Origin of the sequence: Desulfovibrio sp., from assembly GCF_047607245.1 — a bacterium.
In the GTDB taxonomy this organism is placed as follows: domain Bacteria; phylum Desulfobacterota; class Desulfovibrionia; order Desulfovibrionales; family Desulfovibrionaceae; genus Desulfovibrio.
Genome location: NZ_JASGDK010000016.1, coordinates 1 through 17,116, shown reverse-complemented (window position 1 = coordinate 17,116; position 17,116 = coordinate 1). Strand labels below are relative to the sequence as shown.

General features: G+C 50.7%; 15 protein-coding genes and 1 tRNA gene. 7 read left to right on the top strand and 9 right to left on the bottom strand.

Annotated elements, in window-relative coordinates:
* The coding region (locus tag QM579_RS01550; RefSeq protein ID WP_414997472.1) for a flavodoxin-dependent (E)-4-hydroxy-3-methylbut-2-enyl-diphosphate synthase at positions 1–527 on the bottom strand (527 nt) is incomplete at its 3' end.
* A gap of 339 nt (positions 528–866) precedes the next feature.
* Between QM579_RS01550 and QM579_RS01545 the strand changes: the two genes are divergently transcribed.
* The 4 genes from QM579_RS01545 (at position 867) to ychF (ending at position 3,711) form a co-directional block, all read left to right on the top strand.
* The gene (locus tag QM579_RS01545; RefSeq protein ID WP_414997471.1) at positions 867–1,466 is read left to right on the top strand and encodes a FlgO family outer membrane protein; all 600 of its coding nucleotides are present in this window, start codon (positions 867–869) and stop codon (positions 1,464–1,466) included.
* 14 nt (positions 1,467–1,480) lie between these two features.
* Positions 1,481–1,822 (top strand): hypothetical protein, encoded by a 342-nt coding sequence (locus QM579_RS01540; protein WP_414997470.1) that lies wholly within the window; start codon positions 1,481–1,483, stop codon positions 1,820–1,822.
* 8 nt (positions 1,823–1,830) lie between these two features.
* Entirely contained in the window at positions 1,831–2,445 is a 615-nt protein-coding gene (locus QM579_RS01535) for a FlgO family outer membrane protein (protein ID WP_414997469.1), read from the top strand.
* A 162-nt stretch (positions 2,446–2,607) separates the two neighbouring features.
* Positions 2,608–3,711 carry a redox-regulated ATPase YchF gene (ychF, locus tag QM579_RS01530; RefSeq protein WP_414997468.1) on the top strand — a complete coding sequence of 368 codons (1,104 nt, stop codon included), beginning with the start codon at positions 2,608–2,610 and terminating at the stop codon, positions 3,709–3,711.
* A 105-nt stretch (positions 3,712–3,816) separates the two neighbouring features.
* On the opposite strand, the gene QM579_RS01525 is transcribed toward ychF, so the two are convergent.
* The 6 genes from QM579_RS01525 to QM579_RS01500 all read right to left on the bottom strand — a co-directional run bounded on the left by QM579_RS01525 (position 3,817) and on the right by QM579_RS01500 (position 12,791).
* Positions 3,817–5,844, bottom strand: coding sequence for a methyl-accepting chemotaxis protein (locus tag QM579_RS01525; protein WP_414997467.1), 2,028 nt, complete (start codon positions 5,842–5,844; stop codon positions 3,817–3,819).
* A 595-nt stretch (positions 5,845–6,439) separates the two neighbouring features.
* Positions 6,440–8,377, bottom strand: a complete 1,938-nt coding sequence (locus tag QM579_RS01520; protein ID WP_414997466.1) for a methyl-accepting chemotaxis protein — start codon at positions 8,375–8,377, stop codon at positions 6,440–6,442.
* A gap of 610 nt (positions 8,378–8,987) precedes the next feature.
* Entirely contained in the window at positions 8,988–9,737 is a 750-nt protein-coding gene (locus QM579_RS01515) for an RNA methyltransferase (RefSeq protein ID WP_414997465.1), read from the bottom strand.
* A gap of 1 nt (position 9,738) precedes the next feature.
* On the bottom strand, positions 9,739–10,344 hold the full coding sequence (locus tag QM579_RS01510; protein WP_414997464.1) for a DUF456 domain-containing protein: 606 nt from the start codon (positions 10,342–10,344) through the stop codon (positions 9,739–9,741).
* Positions 10,345–10,352: 8 nt separating this feature from the next.
* A complete protein-coding gene (locus QM579_RS01505; protein ID WP_414997463.1) occupies positions 10,353–11,651 on the bottom strand; it encodes a phenylacetate--CoA ligase family protein in 1,299 nt (432 codons plus the stop codon).
* Positions 11,652–11,735: 84 nt separating this feature from the next.
* Complete coding sequence (locus QM579_RS01500; RefSeq protein ID WP_414997462.1) at positions 11,736–12,791, bottom strand: DUF1786 family protein; 1,056 nt, start codon at positions 12,789–12,791, stop codon at positions 11,736–11,738.
* Between the two features lie 119 nt (positions 12,792–12,910).
* Between QM579_RS01500 and QM579_RS01495 the strand changes: the two genes are divergently transcribed.
* From QM579_RS01495 to QM579_RS01485, 3 genes are all read left to right on the top strand, one after another.
* Positions 12,911–12,995 (top strand) — tRNA-Leu (locus QM579_RS01495).
* A 137-nt stretch (positions 12,996–13,132) separates the two neighbouring features.
* Complete coding sequence (locus QM579_RS01490; protein ID WP_414997461.1) at positions 13,133–13,615, top strand: DUF6538 domain-containing protein; 483 nt, start codon at positions 13,133–13,135, stop codon at positions 13,613–13,615.
* A gap of 161 nt (positions 13,616–13,776) precedes the next feature.
* Entirely contained in the window at positions 13,777–14,925 is a 1,149-nt protein-coding gene (locus QM579_RS01485) for a tyrosine-type recombinase/integrase (protein ID WP_414997460.1), read from the top strand.
* Between the two features lie 88 nt (positions 14,926–15,013).
* On the opposite strand, the gene QM579_RS01480 is transcribed toward QM579_RS01485, so the two are convergent.
* On the bottom strand, positions 15,014–15,178 hold the full coding sequence (locus QM579_RS01480; protein ID WP_414997459.1) for a hypothetical protein: 165 nt from the start codon (positions 15,176–15,178) through the stop codon (positions 15,014–15,016).
* A gap of 259 nt (positions 15,179–15,437) precedes the next feature.
* The coding region (locus QM579_RS01475; RefSeq protein ID WP_414997458.1) for a cobaltochelatase CobT-related protein at positions 15,438–17,116 on the bottom strand (1,679 nt) is incomplete at its 5' end.

The following is a 17,116-nucleotide window of genomic DNA, read 5'->3' as shown; positions in this document are numbered from 1 at the left end:
GAAGACTTAAGAGAAATTTTGGTATCGTAAAAACCGCGCGCTTCAAGCAGGCGCACATGGCCGAGGGCGCTTTCAACCAGAGCCTCGGGACAAGGATTGCCGTACTTGCGCAGCAAGTCTTTTTCAACTGAACCGGAATTGACCCCCACGCGGATAACAGCGCCATGCGCCTTGGCCGCGTCCACAACCGTGTCTACATGAGCTTTGGGGCCGATATTGCCGGGATTGATGCGCAACCCCTCAAAGCCCGCCTCCAGAGCGCCTACTGCAAGGCGATGATCAAAGTGAATATCAGCAATAAGGGGTAAAGACGTGCCAGCGCGAATGGCAGGCAAAGCCGCCACGGCGGCTTCATCGGGCACGGCCAGACGTACCATTTCGCAACCCCGCGCCGCCAGTCTGGCAATTTGTTCCAGCGTGGCCGCAGGATCGCGGGTATCTGTGTTAGTCATACTCTGAACCACAACGGGCGCACCGCCGCCCACAGTCACGCTGCCAAGGCGTATCGCTCTGGTGCTTTTGCGCATGCCTTCTCCCAATAAATAAAGCTTGGCGGCGCTGTGTCGCCATATCTGTTAAGGGCGTCTTGTATGCTATTTCCGATCACAAGCCAAGTATACAGCCAATTATGCCGCTGGAACGCGTTTTGCATATTTTTTCATGACGACAAGGAGCTGATAAATGCTCTTTTTATATCCATGTACTGAAGTTTATCGCTCAGAAGCCGATAAGTACAATAGAACACTACTGAGGTTATTATGCACAGGTTATTGCGTCTCCTACTTATATGCTTCCTTGCGTTGCCCTTGATGCCCGGCTGCTCTAAAGCGCCGGCTACTCCTAATGATCCCGGCTATATTGACGCCGTGGAATTGAAGCTTAAATTTCGTGAGCTGGCTGACCAGATGCTTGCTACCATGCCCAATGACGCCTTGCAGGGTATTGTGGCCATGCCCACCTCTTTTGTGGATGAAAACAATACGTCCCGCTCTTCTCCGCTGGGCAGACTTATGGGCGAAGCGATGTTTTACGAATTCAACCAGCGTGGATTTCCTTCACGCGAGTATCGCCTGACAGGAAATATCGCCGTCGTGGGCGGACGTGATGATCTGGCCCTCATAGAAAATGCCGTCATTCCAGCAGGTCAGAAATGGGCCGCGTTGGTAGTTGGCACATACTATGTGGACAAGGATGCCACCTTCGTCAACGCCCGCTTGGTTCGTGCCACAGACGGGCTCGTTATGCGCACGGGACAACTTGTGCTGGTGAATACCCCCATTGTGGCCCGTATGGGCAAGACAGACCCGCCAGCGCCCAAACCTGCCCCAGTGCAGAGTACCAGTTCAAGCGTTGCTTCGGCTTCATCGGCAAAGCCCACCGGGCAGCGCGGAGGCCTCTATCCTTCGCTCTATACCCCGGCGAATTCCATCACCAGCGGCAGCGTTAACATCAAACAGGGCAAATAATGCCGGATGCAGTCATGTGCTCTACCCTACGCTTTGTAATAATTGTTTTTCTTGCTTTGACCGCCGGGCCTGCCCTGACTTTGAATTCACACGGACTGCGGGCAAGTGCCCAGAATATTTCTTCGTATGATGGCGCACCCGCCCAAGCTACGCGAACGGCCAAATCAACCAATCAAGGGCCAGATATTAGCGCCAAATACTTGAAACAGGCCCGCGCGTATCGCGATCAAGGACGTTACGAATTGGCCCGGCAATCTTATGCTCAGGCGCTTTCCACCTGCCGCTCTGCCGAGGAGCTGGCTGTTATTGAAAAAGAAATGGGCGGCATTGAACTTTTGCTGCGCACCATGCGTTGAGGACCATCATGAGCCGTTTTATTTCCATTATTCTCGTTCTGGTGGCACTACTTTTGCCGCTCACTGCCGCAGCCGCTGGCAACGTGCCTACTGCGGCCACAAGAATAGCCCGCCAGCTGGATGAGCAATTAATGATGCGTTATGCCGGAACTGACCCGCAGGTAAGCAAAAAAGAACAGCAGGCTATGGCTCGCGCCAATATAATGATTATGGGCACCACCCCAGCCAATCTTAATGATCTGAATGAAGCGTCACCCCTGGCGCGGCAGATGATGGAAGAAGTGTCGCGCTGGCTTATTGATGCTGGCTACCGTTTTCAGGAATTGCGCAAAGGCCGTGACATCTATTTTGACAAAAAAAAGGGTGAATTCATTCTCACCCGGGATGTTAACCGTCTGGCCAACAGAGTGGGAACCAGTCAGGCAATCATGGCTGGCACCTTTGTTGTCAGTGGCGAACAGGTGCGGTTCAACATCCGGTTGATACACACCACCAGCAATGAAGTTCTGGCTATGGGCTCGGGTACTGTGCCCATCACCGATGATCTTTTGCCGCTCCTGCGTGACCCGACCCCCGGCGGCAAGGGAGGCGTCACGCCTACTGTGAACACCCGATTGCAGTAAGTTTTCTTGCTTCCGCTACACTTTCTGTCTATAACAGGCCCGGCTTGGTACACGCTGCCGAGCTTTCAAGCCTTAAAATTTCGCTGCGCGGGTCTCTAACAGCCCGCGCGGCTTCGTTATTCCTTTCAATGCAAGAGCGCTTGCCGCAATTCAGGAGAAAGCATGGCCCTTAGCATAGGTATCGTCGGTCTGCCCAACGTGGGCAAGTCCACTCTTTTTAATGCCCTCACCAAGGCCCAAAACGCCCAGGCCGCCAACTATCCGTTCTGCACCATCGAGCCCAATAAGGCTACGGTAGCAGTACCCGATAAGCGCTTGCAGGACTTGACCAACAAAGCCAAGCCGCAAAAAACCATCAATGCCAGCGTGGATTTTATTGATATTGCCGGGCTTGTCAGAGGCGCCAGCAAAGGCGAAGGACTTGGCAACCAGTTTTTGGGCAACATTCGTGAATGTGCGGCCATTGTGCACGTGGTGCGCTGCTTTGAAGATGAGAACATCACTCATGTGGATGGCAATGTTGATCCCCTGCGCGATGTAGACACCATCGAAACTGAACTTCTGCTGTCCGACCTGCAAAGCGTTGAAAAACGTCTGGAACGCCTTCAAAAGATGGCCAAGACCAATAAAGATGCCAAGGCGACCGCAGAAATCATGCAGACCCTGCTGGCCCACCTTAATGACGGCATCGCAGCCCGCAATTTTTCTCTGCCCGACAGCAACGAAGCCTTTATGACTTCCTGGCGTGAACTGGGCCTGCTGACAGCCAAACCCGTTATTTATTGTGCCAACGTGGATGAAACTGCTGTGGCCGATGGCAATGCCTTTGTAGAAACACTTAAAGCATTTGCCGCAGAGCGCCATGCGGGCTTTGCCTGTATTTGCGCCAAGCTCGAAGAAGAGCTGCAAGGCCTTTCCGATGCGGAGCAGGCAGAAATGCTGTCCTCCTATGGCATTGAAGAAAGTGGCCTTGTGCGTATCATACGCACGGGCTACGAAACTCTTGGCCTGTGCAGCTACTTTACCGTAGGCCCTCAGGAAGTGCGCGCCTGGACCATACACGTTGGCTGGAAGGCCCCTCAGGCAGCCGGAGTCATTCACACTGACTTTGAACGTGGGTTCATTCGTGCCGAAGTCATCTCCTATAATGACTATATGAGCCACGAGAATGAAGCTGCGTGCCGTGCCAGCGGAGTATTGCGAGTTGAAGGCAAGGAATATGTGGTCAAAGACGGAGACGTAGTACACTTCTTGTTCAACGTCTAGAACAGGTCAGCTGGCGAATAACCACCGCGCCTCTTCCAGTTACTTGAATTGAAAAACCCTCCCGACAAAGTCGGGAGGGCTTTTTGTTGCACTTGGTTCTTGCGTTTATGCTCTCTTCATGTGCTCTATGAGCTCCACCAGGCTATGCGCCTGCTTGCGAAGAGCTTCCAGCTCAGTCATAGCCAGCTGCATGGATTCTGCCGTGGTGGCGGCAATGTGATTCACATCAGCAATGGACCGATTGATTTCCTCGCTGGTGGCAGACTGCTGCTCACTGGCAGTTGCGATGGCCCGCACTTCGTCGGCGGTCTGATCCACCATCACCACGATTTCCTGCAAAGCCTCTCCGGATTTATTGGAAAAATCCGTTGCCGAAGCGATATTGCGCACAGCAAGGTCAACTTCATTGATACTTTGCGAGGCGCTTTGCTGAATGGAGGCAATGGCGTTGCCTACATCAATAGTTGAGGTCATTGTCTTCTCAGCCAACTTGCGAACCTCGTCGGCTACCACTGCAAAACCTCGTCCGGCATCGCCTGCTCTGGCGGCCTCAATGGCCGCGTTGAGCGCCAGCAAGTTGGTCTGGTCAGCAATATCAGAAATAACGCTCATGATTTGGTTGATGGCCTTTGCGTGCTCGTCAAGTTGGGTCATGCCGCCTTTGAGTGCCAGTGATTGCCGCTGTACTTCTTGTATGCCGCTTACTGCCTTGGATACGACTTCAGAGCCGGCCTGAGCTTTCAGTTTGGCAGAAGCTGAAACGTCCGCTGCTCCCCCTGCATTTCGGGCAACTTCAAGCACCGTGGAATTCATTTCTTCCATAGCAGTAGCTGTTTCAGCCAGTCTGGACACAGCATGACTTAACGCGCCGCCGGTGTTGTCCACCTGCTCGGCAATATCATTGATGGAGGAATTAAGGCTTTCAACCACACCCTCAATTTGGGCGGCGGCACTTACCATGCCATCACGTTTGGCTATTTCAGCCTGGGCTTGAGCCTGTTTGGCCTCTTCCATTGCTTTATGAGCTTCTTCGCCCATCAGGCGGGCCTGTTCGGCCTGTTCAGCTGACTCCTGAACCAGTTTGCGCAAATTTTCTTCCATATGGCGCAGAGCATCAGCCAGCTGGCCCATGTCGTCCTTGCTGTACACATCAAGATTCAAATTTTTCTGGCCGTCAGCTACTCCCGAAGCATAGCGGGTTATTTTACCTACGGGGGCACTGATACGAAGCCCAAGAATGACTGAAAGGGTAAGCTGCACAAACAACAGAGCACAACCAACCATGATGGCCTTGTTAATGGCTTCGCGCTCAAGCTGCTGCAACACGTCTATGGGCATACCCACAAACCACATGCCAATAGCCTGACCATTTGCGTCTTTAACTGGCCAATACGCCGAATTATAATCAACACCCAAAATAGTGTTGTGGGTAAAACAGGTTTCACCCTTATTAAGTACGGCATCAATAATTTCAGGAGATTGAAGTTTGGTGCCTACCGCGCGCTGGCCATCCTTCATGATGGTGGTCATGATTCGCGTGTCACCCTTGAAAATGGTGACATTCAGACCAGACATCTGTTTGAGCCAGTCAAGATAGGCAGGTGCAACCAACGAAGTGCCAATAGAGATGCTGCCCACTACCCGCCCTTCATACATTACGGGTTGGCTTGCCCTGATGGTAAAGGGCACCACAGTGCCCGCCACCACAGCTGCAGCAGGCTGCCCTTTGAGGGCCATGACCACTGTTTCCTGATTGGTAACGCTGTCATTGTATTTATCGGAATGGCCGCGTGCTATGACTTTGCCGGTCTCATCCGTGATGGTCATAAAATCAGAGCCAGCCATCTTCATAGCTTTCTTGCCGAGCTCCATAGACAATTCATGATTTTTGTCGGCAATGGCACGAACGAAATTATCCTCATCCGCGATGAGAGCCGCGCTTTGCGCAAAGCGGTTACGCGTCATCTCGTTGGCTTCCATGATGACATTCTGCATACGGCGTATGCCCTTATCCAGCTCGTCTTCAATCGGCACCTTCATGAAGTATATGGAAACAAAGAGCACTACTCCACAACAGGTAATCAACGCTCCAAACAGAGAACCCACATACTTGTGTGTGAGCGTTATGCGCATGCTCCCTCCTTCAACAAAAAGTTACATTTCAGCGAGATAACCATCATTGATATGATCTCCTGCCACGCGGCAGGTTACAGCTTCACATAGCGAAAACCGACATAATGGCCCCCGCCTTATGACCGTTTCATCCTCATTCCGATAGTCGCGACCGACCTTCGTACAGGCAAGCCCGGATACATCGAAATCAATGCTATGTAGTGCTCTTCGGCATGAATTTAAAATCAAATAGAGGTGGAATGCAAATCAAGTTTTCACATAATCGAAACATCTTCAACATTGACTTTTTAAATTAACTAATTATATCAAATAATTAAAAATACAAACAAATTTATTTATATTTGATAGCTAGAATTTGCATTTGTCACACAATCATTAAACTATTTAATTACAGATAGTTATATTATCATTCAAAATCTTCTCATTTGTGAAAAAAATAATTTTTATTGTCCTCTTCAAATATTCATAGCTATTTTTTAAGCTTTTGCTCCTCAAAATTTGTCATTGTTTGCTGTGTGATAGCAGGCAATAAAAGCGGCGACCTGAAAATTCCAGGCCGCCGAATGGTATATGGTGCGTCAAAGCAGCTTTCGACTTATGAATTTTTCATGGTTTCCACCAATCTCACAAGACGATCTGTCTGAAGCCGTAATTCGTCAAGTTCATGCAGTGCCACTTTCATTGAATCCGAAGTATTGCCCGCAATGTAATTAACGTCATTGATGGACTTACTGATTTCAGTGCTGACTGCAGACTGCTGTTCACTGGCGGTAGCTATGGCACGCACTTCATTCGCCGTTTTGTCCACCATGCTGACGATTTCCTGAAGAGACTGGCCAGATTTATTGGAAAAATCCGTTGCGATGGAAATATTGGCCGCAGCTTGATCCACACGTTGCATACTTTGAACCGCACTGCTTTGAATGGCGGTGATGGCATTACCAACATCAGTGGTAGAAGCCATCGTTTTTTCCGCAAGCTTGCGAACCTCATCAGCCACAACAGCAAATCCCCGGCCAGCATCCCCGGCTCGGGCGGCTTCAATGGCCGCGTTAAGGGCCAACAGGTTTGTCTGGTCCGCAATATCTGAAATAACCGCCATGATACGGCTGATGGCCTTGGCATGTTCATCAAGCTCTGCCATGCCACTTTTAAGGCTCAACGACTGTTGCTGCACTTCCTGTATGCTGGACACAGCCTGTGAAACAACGTGGGCTCCGGTATCGGCCCTTTCACGCGCAGCATCTGAAATATCAGCAGCCTCGCCTGCATTCTTGGCCACGGCCAATACAGTGGAATTCATTTCTTCCATAGCAGCAGCTGTTTCAGCAAGACGCTTCACAGCTTGGCTTAGAGCAGCATCGGTATTTTCCACCTGCTCGGCAATATCTGTGACAGAACTATTAAGCTTTTCAGCAACATCTTCAATACGCGCGGCGGCACTTGCTATGCCGTCATGACGCGCTTGCTCTGCCTTTGATCGTGCTTCTTCAGCATCCGACATGGCCTGTTGTGCTTCCCTACCAAGTATTTCGGCCTCTTTTGCCTTTTCGCCTGCTTCCAGAACCAGAGTGCGCAAATTCTTTTCCATAGAGCGCAGGGCATCAGCCAGCAGCCCCATATCATCTGCGCTGCGCACCGTAAGCGTTACATCTTTTTTGCCGTCGGCAACATCCAGTGCATACCGCGTAATTTTGCGAACCGGAGCACTTACACGCAATCCTACCACCACAGAAATACAAAGTTGCACGACCAGCAAGGCAGCAGCCGTACCTGCAGCCATGCGAATGCCCTGATTCTCAAGCCGCTTCAATTCACTGATGGGCGAGCCTACAAACCACATTCCCACAATTTTACCGTCTGCCGCTTTTACTGGCCAATATGCAGATTGAAAAGAAACGCCGAGAATGGAATTTTGTATAAAAACCAACTCACCTTTTTTCAGCACCGCATCGAGCACCTGAGGAGAATCCAGCACAGTGCCTGCCGCACGTTTGCCATCAGTCATAATTGTAGTCATGACTCGTGTATCACCTTTAAAAATGCTCACATCGGCTCCAGCAAGTTTGCTCAGCCAATCCAAATAGTCAGGAGTAGTAAGCGACACACCGATGGAAATAGTGCCAACCAGGCGACCTTCAAAAAACACAGGCTGTGAGGCACGCAAGGTAAACGGATTGAGGGGCCCCGTGACGACAGCCTGAGCGGGCGCGCCCTGCATGGCTTTGGCCACAGTCTCCTGCTTGGCGATACTATCGCCAAATTTGCTTTCGGCATGTCCGCGCGCAATGACTTTTCCTGCGGCATCAGTAACAGACATGAAATCCGATCCGGCCATCTTCATAGCTTTTTCAGAAAGACTGAATACTATGGAGTGATTATTATCAGCCATAGCCCGAGCGAGTGTTTCATCCGCAGCAATGAGGGCGGCATTTTGCGCATAGCGGTTGCTAGTCAGCTCATTGGCTAGCTGTACCACGTTTTGCATACGTCGGATGCTTTGATTCAACTCTTCACCAATAGGTTTCTTCATATAATATATTGAAACAAATAATACGACGGCGCAGCATGTTATGAGAGCCGCAAAAAGAGAACCAACATATTTATGAGTCAGAGTTAAACGCATCAGCCACTCCTCATGTCTTTTGCTTGTTTGCTTATGTTCCTTACAACTGTAAAAAACTTCCGAAACACGTCGGGTCACATCGCAAAATATATTTAATAGATTTGTTCTATTGAATAAATTAATACAATAAGGACAAACATTTTTACTTGATTATCATCATTATCTGGCATTCATTCAGTAGGCTTTTAATACCATATCGGAGGCATGAAATAATTTATTATAGAGGTCTGTATTTAATATATGAAATAGAGTCAAAAGGATAGAAAAAAACATACAAAAAACCCACGGCAGAGGAATTTCCTCTATCGTGGGCAAACTACGGACGTAGCTGACGCGACGAATAATATGATTGGGGTAGTTAGAGTGTTTTAATCTTAAAAAAACTAAAAACTCTAACCCTGCACTTCCGAGCAGCACGGCGCTACGCGACGTGAATTTTGCCGAAATTTGTATCTTTCAGCAAGGGGACGATTTTGAAATGTGAAGTACTTCAAAATCCGTCCGCTCTGGTTGCAGATCAACCCAGCTTGTGGCGTACCTGCCTGCAAAGTCCCATCAGCGCGTCATACTCGTGCCTTCGTAACTCTGCCCTGGTAAAAAGACGACGCCAAGGCATAAGAAAATACTCTGGGTTATCGCCGTGCAAGTAATCAAGCCGCAGCAACATATCTTTCAATGATTCCATCAGGCGCTCTTGCTCGGCAGCTGTGGCCAACTTGCCACTACCCCGATTCTCGCCCGAAGTACCTTTTTCTTTTTTCTGGCAGTTGCGTACGGCATTGGCGCATTCGTATAAAAGCAACAGCACGGCCTGAGCCAAGTTAAGCGAGCTTGCTGCCGGATCAGTGGGGATCGTTACGAGTTTATGGCAATGGGTGATTTCTTCATTGTTCAGGCCCCTGTCTTCAGGCCCAAAGACCAGTGCGACTCTTTCGCCACGTGCCAGCACTTCAGCAATTGCCTCGGCAGCCTGACCAGGAGAAAGTAAGGACTGCCGCCACCCACCCACGCGCGCAGTGGTTCCTACTACAAGTGCAGTAGGCGCGACTGCTTGCGACAAGTCAGAACAGACATTCACGCCATCCAGTAAATCTTGTCCCTTTGGCGTAGCCAGGGGCCGGGCTTTTTCCCTGTCCCATCGCTCTGGGTCGACAAGATGCAGGGATGAACACCCCATATTGACGCAAGCCCTAGCCGCCATGCCTATATTTTCAGGAAAACGTGTTTTGACCAGAACAACATCAAGGCCATCAAGCAAAAAAGCCATTTCAGCACAAACCTCCCACCAAGGCCATAACCTGCTGAAGCGGTCCTTCGGGTACTGCTGGCAGCATCTCAACCGGAGCTTTCGGCCAGATACGGCTGGCAGCTAGAGCCAGCATGGCTCCCCCAATTCCGCATTTGCACACAGTACCCAAAAAACGTCCAACCATCGCCCCGAAAGCAGCATCAAGTGATTCTCGAAGTGGGCGGCCTTTGATCATTTCCATAATAAAGCAGCCTATCCATGCGCCAGCAACAGCACCAATAAGAGCCCCCAGGCCAAAAAAGAGCGGTGCCAGTAAAATGGCTCCTGCAATGGCGCCGATCATACCTGCAAAAGTTCCTGAAGAACTGGATCCGTATCGTTTGGCCTTGATGATCTGCATGCCAAGCTCAAGCGCTTCACCAACAAGAGCCAAGCCCACCATCATAACCCAAAACCAGATATTCATGGATTCTGACGCAGGATGCGCCATTTTCCATAAGGCCACCAGCCCCAGCATTACCCAGTTGGCGGGCAGGCCAAAAACATTGAGCACGAGCACAAAGCACAGCAATGTAATGAATGCGCCCGCCAGCAGGCTAGCCAAGGGAAAAGGCAAAAAATCCATAATGTGACCTATTTTTTAGCACGCATATCTTGCAGCCGCACGGCTTTGCCCTCGGTGCGCGGCAGGCTGTTGCTCTGAACAAGTTCAACCTTTGGCGTAATAAGAATTTCATCACGCAGGCGCTGGGCAATGCTTTTCTGCAGATTTTGCAATGCGCGCATGTCTTCGACAAAGAATTCATCCCGCACTTCAACTTGCACACGCATGACATCGCCAATACCGTCATTTTCCAGCAGAATAAGGTAGCTTTGGCCCACTTCGGGGAAGGTCATGATGACCTGCTCTACCTGCATTGGATAAATGTTGACGCCCTTGATGATAAACATGTCATCCGAACGGCCAAGGATACGGTCCATGCGGCGGTGCAGGCGACCACAGCCGCATTCACCGGGAATAAAGCGGGTGAGATCGCGAGTGCGGTAACGCAAAATGGGCATCCCCTGACGGCAAAGACACGTCATGACCAGTTCGCCCACTTCACCGTCAGGAACCGGCTGGCCGGTTTCAGGATCAATAATTTCTGGAATATAGGCATCTTCCCACAAGTGCATGCCACTCTGCTCAAGACACTCAAAGGCCACGCCTGGGCCGTTCATTTCAGACAATCCATAGGAATTGTAGGCCTTCATGTCAAAAAGGCCTTCAATGCGGCGGCGAAACTCTTCGGTGTAGGGCTCTGCGCCTACAAGGGCTACGCGCAATGGAAATTCGCGCGGGTCTTCGCCCATATTGCGCAGATGTTCACCGAGAATAAGCGCATAGGATGGCAAGATATGAGCGACTGTCGTGCGGAAATCCTTGGCCAGCTTGATCTGCCGACGGGAATTGCCCGCGCCTGCGGGAATGGTCAGACACCCAAGACGCTCAGCGCCAAAGTGGATGCCAAGCCCCCCCGTGAACAGGCCGTAGCCCGACATATTCTGAAAAACATCTTCGCGGCGCACGCCAACCATGTGCATGCAGCGGGCCATAAGATCAGCCCATGAATTGATATCGTTCTGCGTGTGACAGATGGCCACAGGTGATCCTGTGGTTCCACTGGAGCAGTGCATGCGCACGATTTCCGTTTGCGGCACGCACAGCATACCCGTGGGATATTGGGTACGCAGATCTTCCTTGGTAGTGAAGGGGATGCGGCGCAAATCATCCAGGCTGTGCAAAGAATCAGGGCCGATCCCGGCCTCATCAAGCCGCTGGCGATAAAAGTCGCACTTGCGCGCCTGCCCGACCGTATTTTTCAACCGGACAAGCTGTGTTTCTTCAATGCGTTCCCGGCTCCACAATTCTGCGGGATCAAAAACTTCCATGCCCTTTCCTCGCCTTCACTAATATTGTCATTGACGCACAAGGTAAAATCTTCAGGTTATTTCTAGCTCAGAGACAGCGTCATGTCAGTTGCTGTGCAGCCTCGCCCAGCCCCATAGCAATCCCAAACTGCCTGCAAGCATCATATCGCCGTGCGGCGCCAGAAACCGCCCATATCCTTGCAACAAAGCCCGCTTGGGCCCAGTGATATAGGTGGGTTCGTACCCTCCGGCTTCTTCGCAATAAGGGCCAAAAGCCGTGCCGTGACCACCTGTGGACTGAACTTCTTCGGCAGGCAGCCAGTGTTTGCGGAACTCTTCCAGGTCGTGCAACAGCTGCTCCAGATCCCGCATGCCAGTATGGTGCTCATATATACCGCGCACCAGCCCTTTATAGAGAAGGGCCGCCACTGTGTGCCCATTACCTACGTTAATGACGGTTACCCCCTCACGGAAGCTTCGTTCCATAACTTCAGCGTCGCACAAAGCGCCCAACAGGGCGCTGGTACCTGTATCTGCAACAGGGCCACCCGTTTTTTCATGCAGCGGAAGCAAGCGGGTCAGGGCGGGAGGCGGCGAGGAATATATCCACTCGGCCGGATCGGCAGAAGAAGCCAACAACTGGCTCCACATGCGCATTCTCGCCTGACGGTTGCCCCCAACATGATAGCCGTGATCCTGAGCCGCGGCCAAAACCAGATGAGGCTGCGGCAGACCAGATATGCGTAAGAGGCCAGCCCAGAAATCCGGGGCGTAGTCCGACAAAAAAATGGGAACACTGTTCTCTGGACAGTTGGCGGCAAACTCCACACCAATTTTGCGCACAACGTCTTCACTATCGTGGATGCCTCGCGAAGCAGCTGGAGTAGATCTGACCTTGAAGCCAGCAGCCAGATGCTCTTTGATTGCCTGTGTGAAGCCGCCTCCCATATTATTGCCATAAAGCCAGATATCGCGGCGCAGTAAAGTCAGTTCACGTATACGCTGCGCCACCATACGGGCGGGAGCAGGAAGAACGAACCTTGGCCAGTTTTCACATTCCAGCCCAGGGCGTGCCAAAAGAGCATCTTGTGTACCGCTGCCTATATCAAGACACAGTATCGGCCCGTTGTGCTTCAAAAATTTGTGTACAAATTCGTCCATAGTCTCTCTCCAGTAGGGGCCAGAAGTTACCCGTAACACTTCGTAAGCGCAAGTCCCAGAAATTTTTTTTAAAAAAACACTTGCCAAGACAAAACCAATTCGCTAATACATTGCTTCGCGCCGAGGTGGTGGAACTGGTAGACACGCTATCTTGAGGGGGTAGTGAGGATTCTCGTGCGGGTTCGAGTCCCGCCCTCGGCACCACGAATTTAGGAATTGAGCTAACAAGTTCAATTCCTTTTTCTTTTTGTGGCTGACTTGATAAGAATTCTTGGGTTGGTGCCCCCTACCCCATGCGCCCCCCTTACTGGGTCACTCGCTGGGTCACAGGAACCCCAATTATGCCCGCCAATCTTACAGCAGTACGCCGTCACCCCCCTGCCCAACCTCCAACCTTCCTTTACCTGAAGGGAAGGATTTTTTACTATCGCTATAAGCTTCCCAAGCGAGTTGTTACTGGGGGGCCAACGAAAGAGATCCGAATCAGCCTGCGAACGGCCTATCAATCCAAGGCAGCGCGTATGGCTGCTTATCTACATTCCTTGACTATAGAATCTTTGGAGCGGTGGACGATGGCGGAGCATAGCGATTTTGATGAGAATATGAAACGCATTGAGGAATTTCGCAAATTCCTTCAAAATGAATTGAACAAAATCCTTGATGCACCAGGCAAACGGGAGTTGAGCCCTTCTGATATTCGTAAACGGCTGAATGGATATTTAAAGTATCAGCTTGATGAGGAAGCGGTATCGCCTGAACCGCCTGATATCATTCATATTGCAGACGAAAACGGTAATGTTGAAAAAGTGGATTTGGACAGGTAAACGATAGCATAGCGTCAAGCCTGCTCCACAATCTCAACACTGGAAATAATTTCGATAACGATATTCAACGTTGCGTCTTTGATCTTGTTAAGAGCGGAGTACTTCATGCTTCAGAAGTTTCCCGCGACAATGTAGATGGACTCACCAGAAGTTATCTGGCTATGCAAATAAGCCTCGAAAAGATCAGGGCAGCACGACTCAGAGGAGATTTTTCATACGAACAACCCTACCATCAAGCAGAATATACACTATATCCACAAATTGAAATGCCAGCTGAAGAAACAGCTCTCTATCTCAGTGAATTGATAGAAAAATACTGTATTATAAAAATTAAAGACGGGGCATGGGTCCAACGCTCCCTTGCCGACCATAAGAACAGAGTTACGAGCCTATTACGAATTATCGGTGATAAACCTATAAATTCAGTTACTAGGCAGGACATGCGCAGCTTCAGAGATACACTTCAAAAACTGCCGCCACGCTGGCGTGAGCACCTTGATAAATCGGGACTTTCTATAGACGATTTTATTGAAAAACACAAAAATAAAACGCAATTAAGTATTAAGAGTGTTAATGTAACTGTGGAAGCTATTTCCGGGATGTTTACCTGGGCTATGCGTGAGAATTTAATTGAGCGGAATTCTGCGCAAGGCCTTGGTATTAAAGACACACAACAGGATATAGAAAAGAGGCTTCCCCTTTCTGATGACGATATAAAATTGGTATTTTTTAATGGCGACTATAAACCGGGCGCTTTTAATAATCCCGCCTATTATTGGGTTCCCTTGATCGCCCTTTATACCGGAATGCGGCTTGAAGAAATCTGTCAACTCCATTGCGAGGATATCTATGAAGAGAGTGGAATATTTTTAATTGATATTCGCGAAGAAAGTACAGATGGACTATGTGATAAAATATTGAAGACAAAAAATGCGAAACGAAAAATACCAATACATGACGAATTGATAAAATATGGACTTATATCCTACCGCGATGACGCAATAAAAAATCATCAACTCAGACTATTTTCATCCCTAAAGAAAACAGAAAAATCGCCTAAATATGGCAAACAGGTTGGAAAAGATTTCGGATTGCTTCTGAAAGAAAAAAGAATCACTGATGGAAAAAGTTTCCATTCGCTCCGCCATTCATTTTCAAATTTTTTCAAAGTCAGAAATATGCATACTGACATGTTTAGACAGGTCTTTGGCCATGAGATTCAAAATCTGGCAGGGAGGCAATATGGGGATAAATTCTCAATAAAACAAATTTATGAGGAACTTATCTCAAAAATTTCCTTCGATAAATAGTGGTCCAAGGTTTGACGAGAACGCTCCTCCGTAGAAAAAATATGCCCACAAGGGCGAAAAGCGGATAACCCCATTCCCCGCCCTGTGATTAGCCTGTAGCCCCTTGCCTGCCGTTGCTTTCAGGCAGTGCCAGTTTTTCCGGCTCTTCTATGGCATTGTCACTGCCGCTTTTCTGGCTTTCTAATCCCACCGCAATCGCCGCCGCAGTGAATACCCCTGCGACACCAGCCAGTATGCCGCCGATAACGTCCATTTACTGCTCATGAATATTCTCCTTTTCAGTTACATAAATGCAGGAGGCGGGATCACTCCCGCCCCTGTGTGCTTGTTCGTGGTTAGTCGTCCCAGGTTTCTTTGATGACCTGCAGCACAGCGATGGCCACAGGTATCCATGCCAACGGGTTCATATATGCTCCTTGGGTATCAGCAGCGCGGGATGCGCCGCCGTTTGGGTGTAAGAATTGCACGGAGCGCCCGGTACGGGTACCAGTGACAAAAGTCCGGGGGCAACATCATGACGCTCCTCCCTGCACAAGCGCGTTGTGCAGCAGGCCAAGCATGGCGGGGGCCAGGTCGGGCAGGTCGTTGATGACCCGGCTGGTCTGCGGCAGGAGTTGGGCGATGTGGTCGTCCCGGATGCCGACCCCATAGACCTCAAAGCCCAGCTTCTGAGCCACACGCACAGTTCGTACTGCCGCCTGGGGCTGGTCGGGTACGCCATCGGTAATGATCAGGATTATTTTTCGCTGTTCCCTGAGGGGCAGCATGGTCTGCATGACCCACCACAGGGCCGCATCCAGAGGGGTGCCGCCCGATGCGTTGATGTCAAAGCTGTCCGGCGCTTTTTGGCCGTGCTGCATAATGGGAAACACAGAACTGCTGGACGCCAAGGCCGGAAAGGCCGTGACCGCAGGGTTTACGCCTTTGATGTTTTCCAGTGCTTTTGCCACAGCAAAGCACGCCTGCCTTGCCAGGGCGATGGGAGCGCCGGACATGCTGCCGCTGACGTCCAGCAGGAGATGCACAGCGGTGTTGAGGCCCGCCTGCTCCGCCTCCCTGCGAAAGATGCGCGAATTGCCCGTTTGCAGCCTATGGAGCGAACCAGTATGCAAGGTCCCGCGCCGCCCGATGCTGCACCGTTTTTGTGTTTGCGCCTGCAGAAAGCCCTGGAGCCTAGTTCGCAGTGCGATGCTGGCTCGAAGCGCTTGCAGCCTTTGCGCTTCCGGCAATGCGCCAGTCTGTCGAAAGCCTTCAACAGCGACTGTAACCGTTTCGGCTGCTGATTCTGCCTGACAACGTGTAAGTGCCCCTGAAAGAATATCTCCCAAGGCTTGCGGCAAGTCTTGCGCCTCGGCGTGGAACAGAGCTGAGAGTTGATCCTTGGCCCTACTGGGGGCTGCAGACGGCTGTGTTTGAGAAGCACAAGCAGACGAGCCCTCTTGTTCCACTTGTGAGGCGGAATCGCTGTGGTCAGCGGCATCTCCCATGCCCATCGTTACGCCGGATGCGTGGCCCTTGCGCCGGGTTTCGTGCCCATTGTCTTTTTCTCCATTATCTGGCTTATGATTTTCACCGTGTTTTGCTTGCTGCTGCGGTTCCCATTGCTGAATGCTTTGTGCCAGTTGCCGAGCATAGGCTATGGTCGAGGCCGTATCAGGGCAATGGATGCGTACCTTGATCAAAATTGCATCCAGCAATTCTTTCAGGCCGGAGAAGTGCTGGCGTAGTACCTCTGCCGCCGCCGTGCGAGGCCTGTTCACCTCTTCTACATCCCAGGCTCTCACCGTCAGTAGCACATAGTCCAAAACAGCAATGGCCGGGGAATCACCCCCGGTCATTGGCTGTGCTTGCTCTACAAAGAATCGTCGTATCAACCAGTTCAGGTTGTGGCGGCAACCAGGGAAGATGGCCGACAGTTGCTTTTCAATGCGCCAGTCCTCCAGGCAGTTGAACAGGTTGAAGGTCACAGGATCAAGTTTGGCGGCTTGCAGCACAGTAAAATCTGTGTGCCGGATATGGGCTGCCTCGTGGTCACAAAAACCTTTGGCCAGCGCCAACATTTCCGGATCGCAATCCATGGGCAAGGCTGGCAATTGGATGACCTTGCCGTTGGTGCATGCCTCCTTGCCGCCGATACGCACCTGCACCCCGTATTGGTCGCCCAAGACGGACGCCAGCAAGGGCAGGCAGT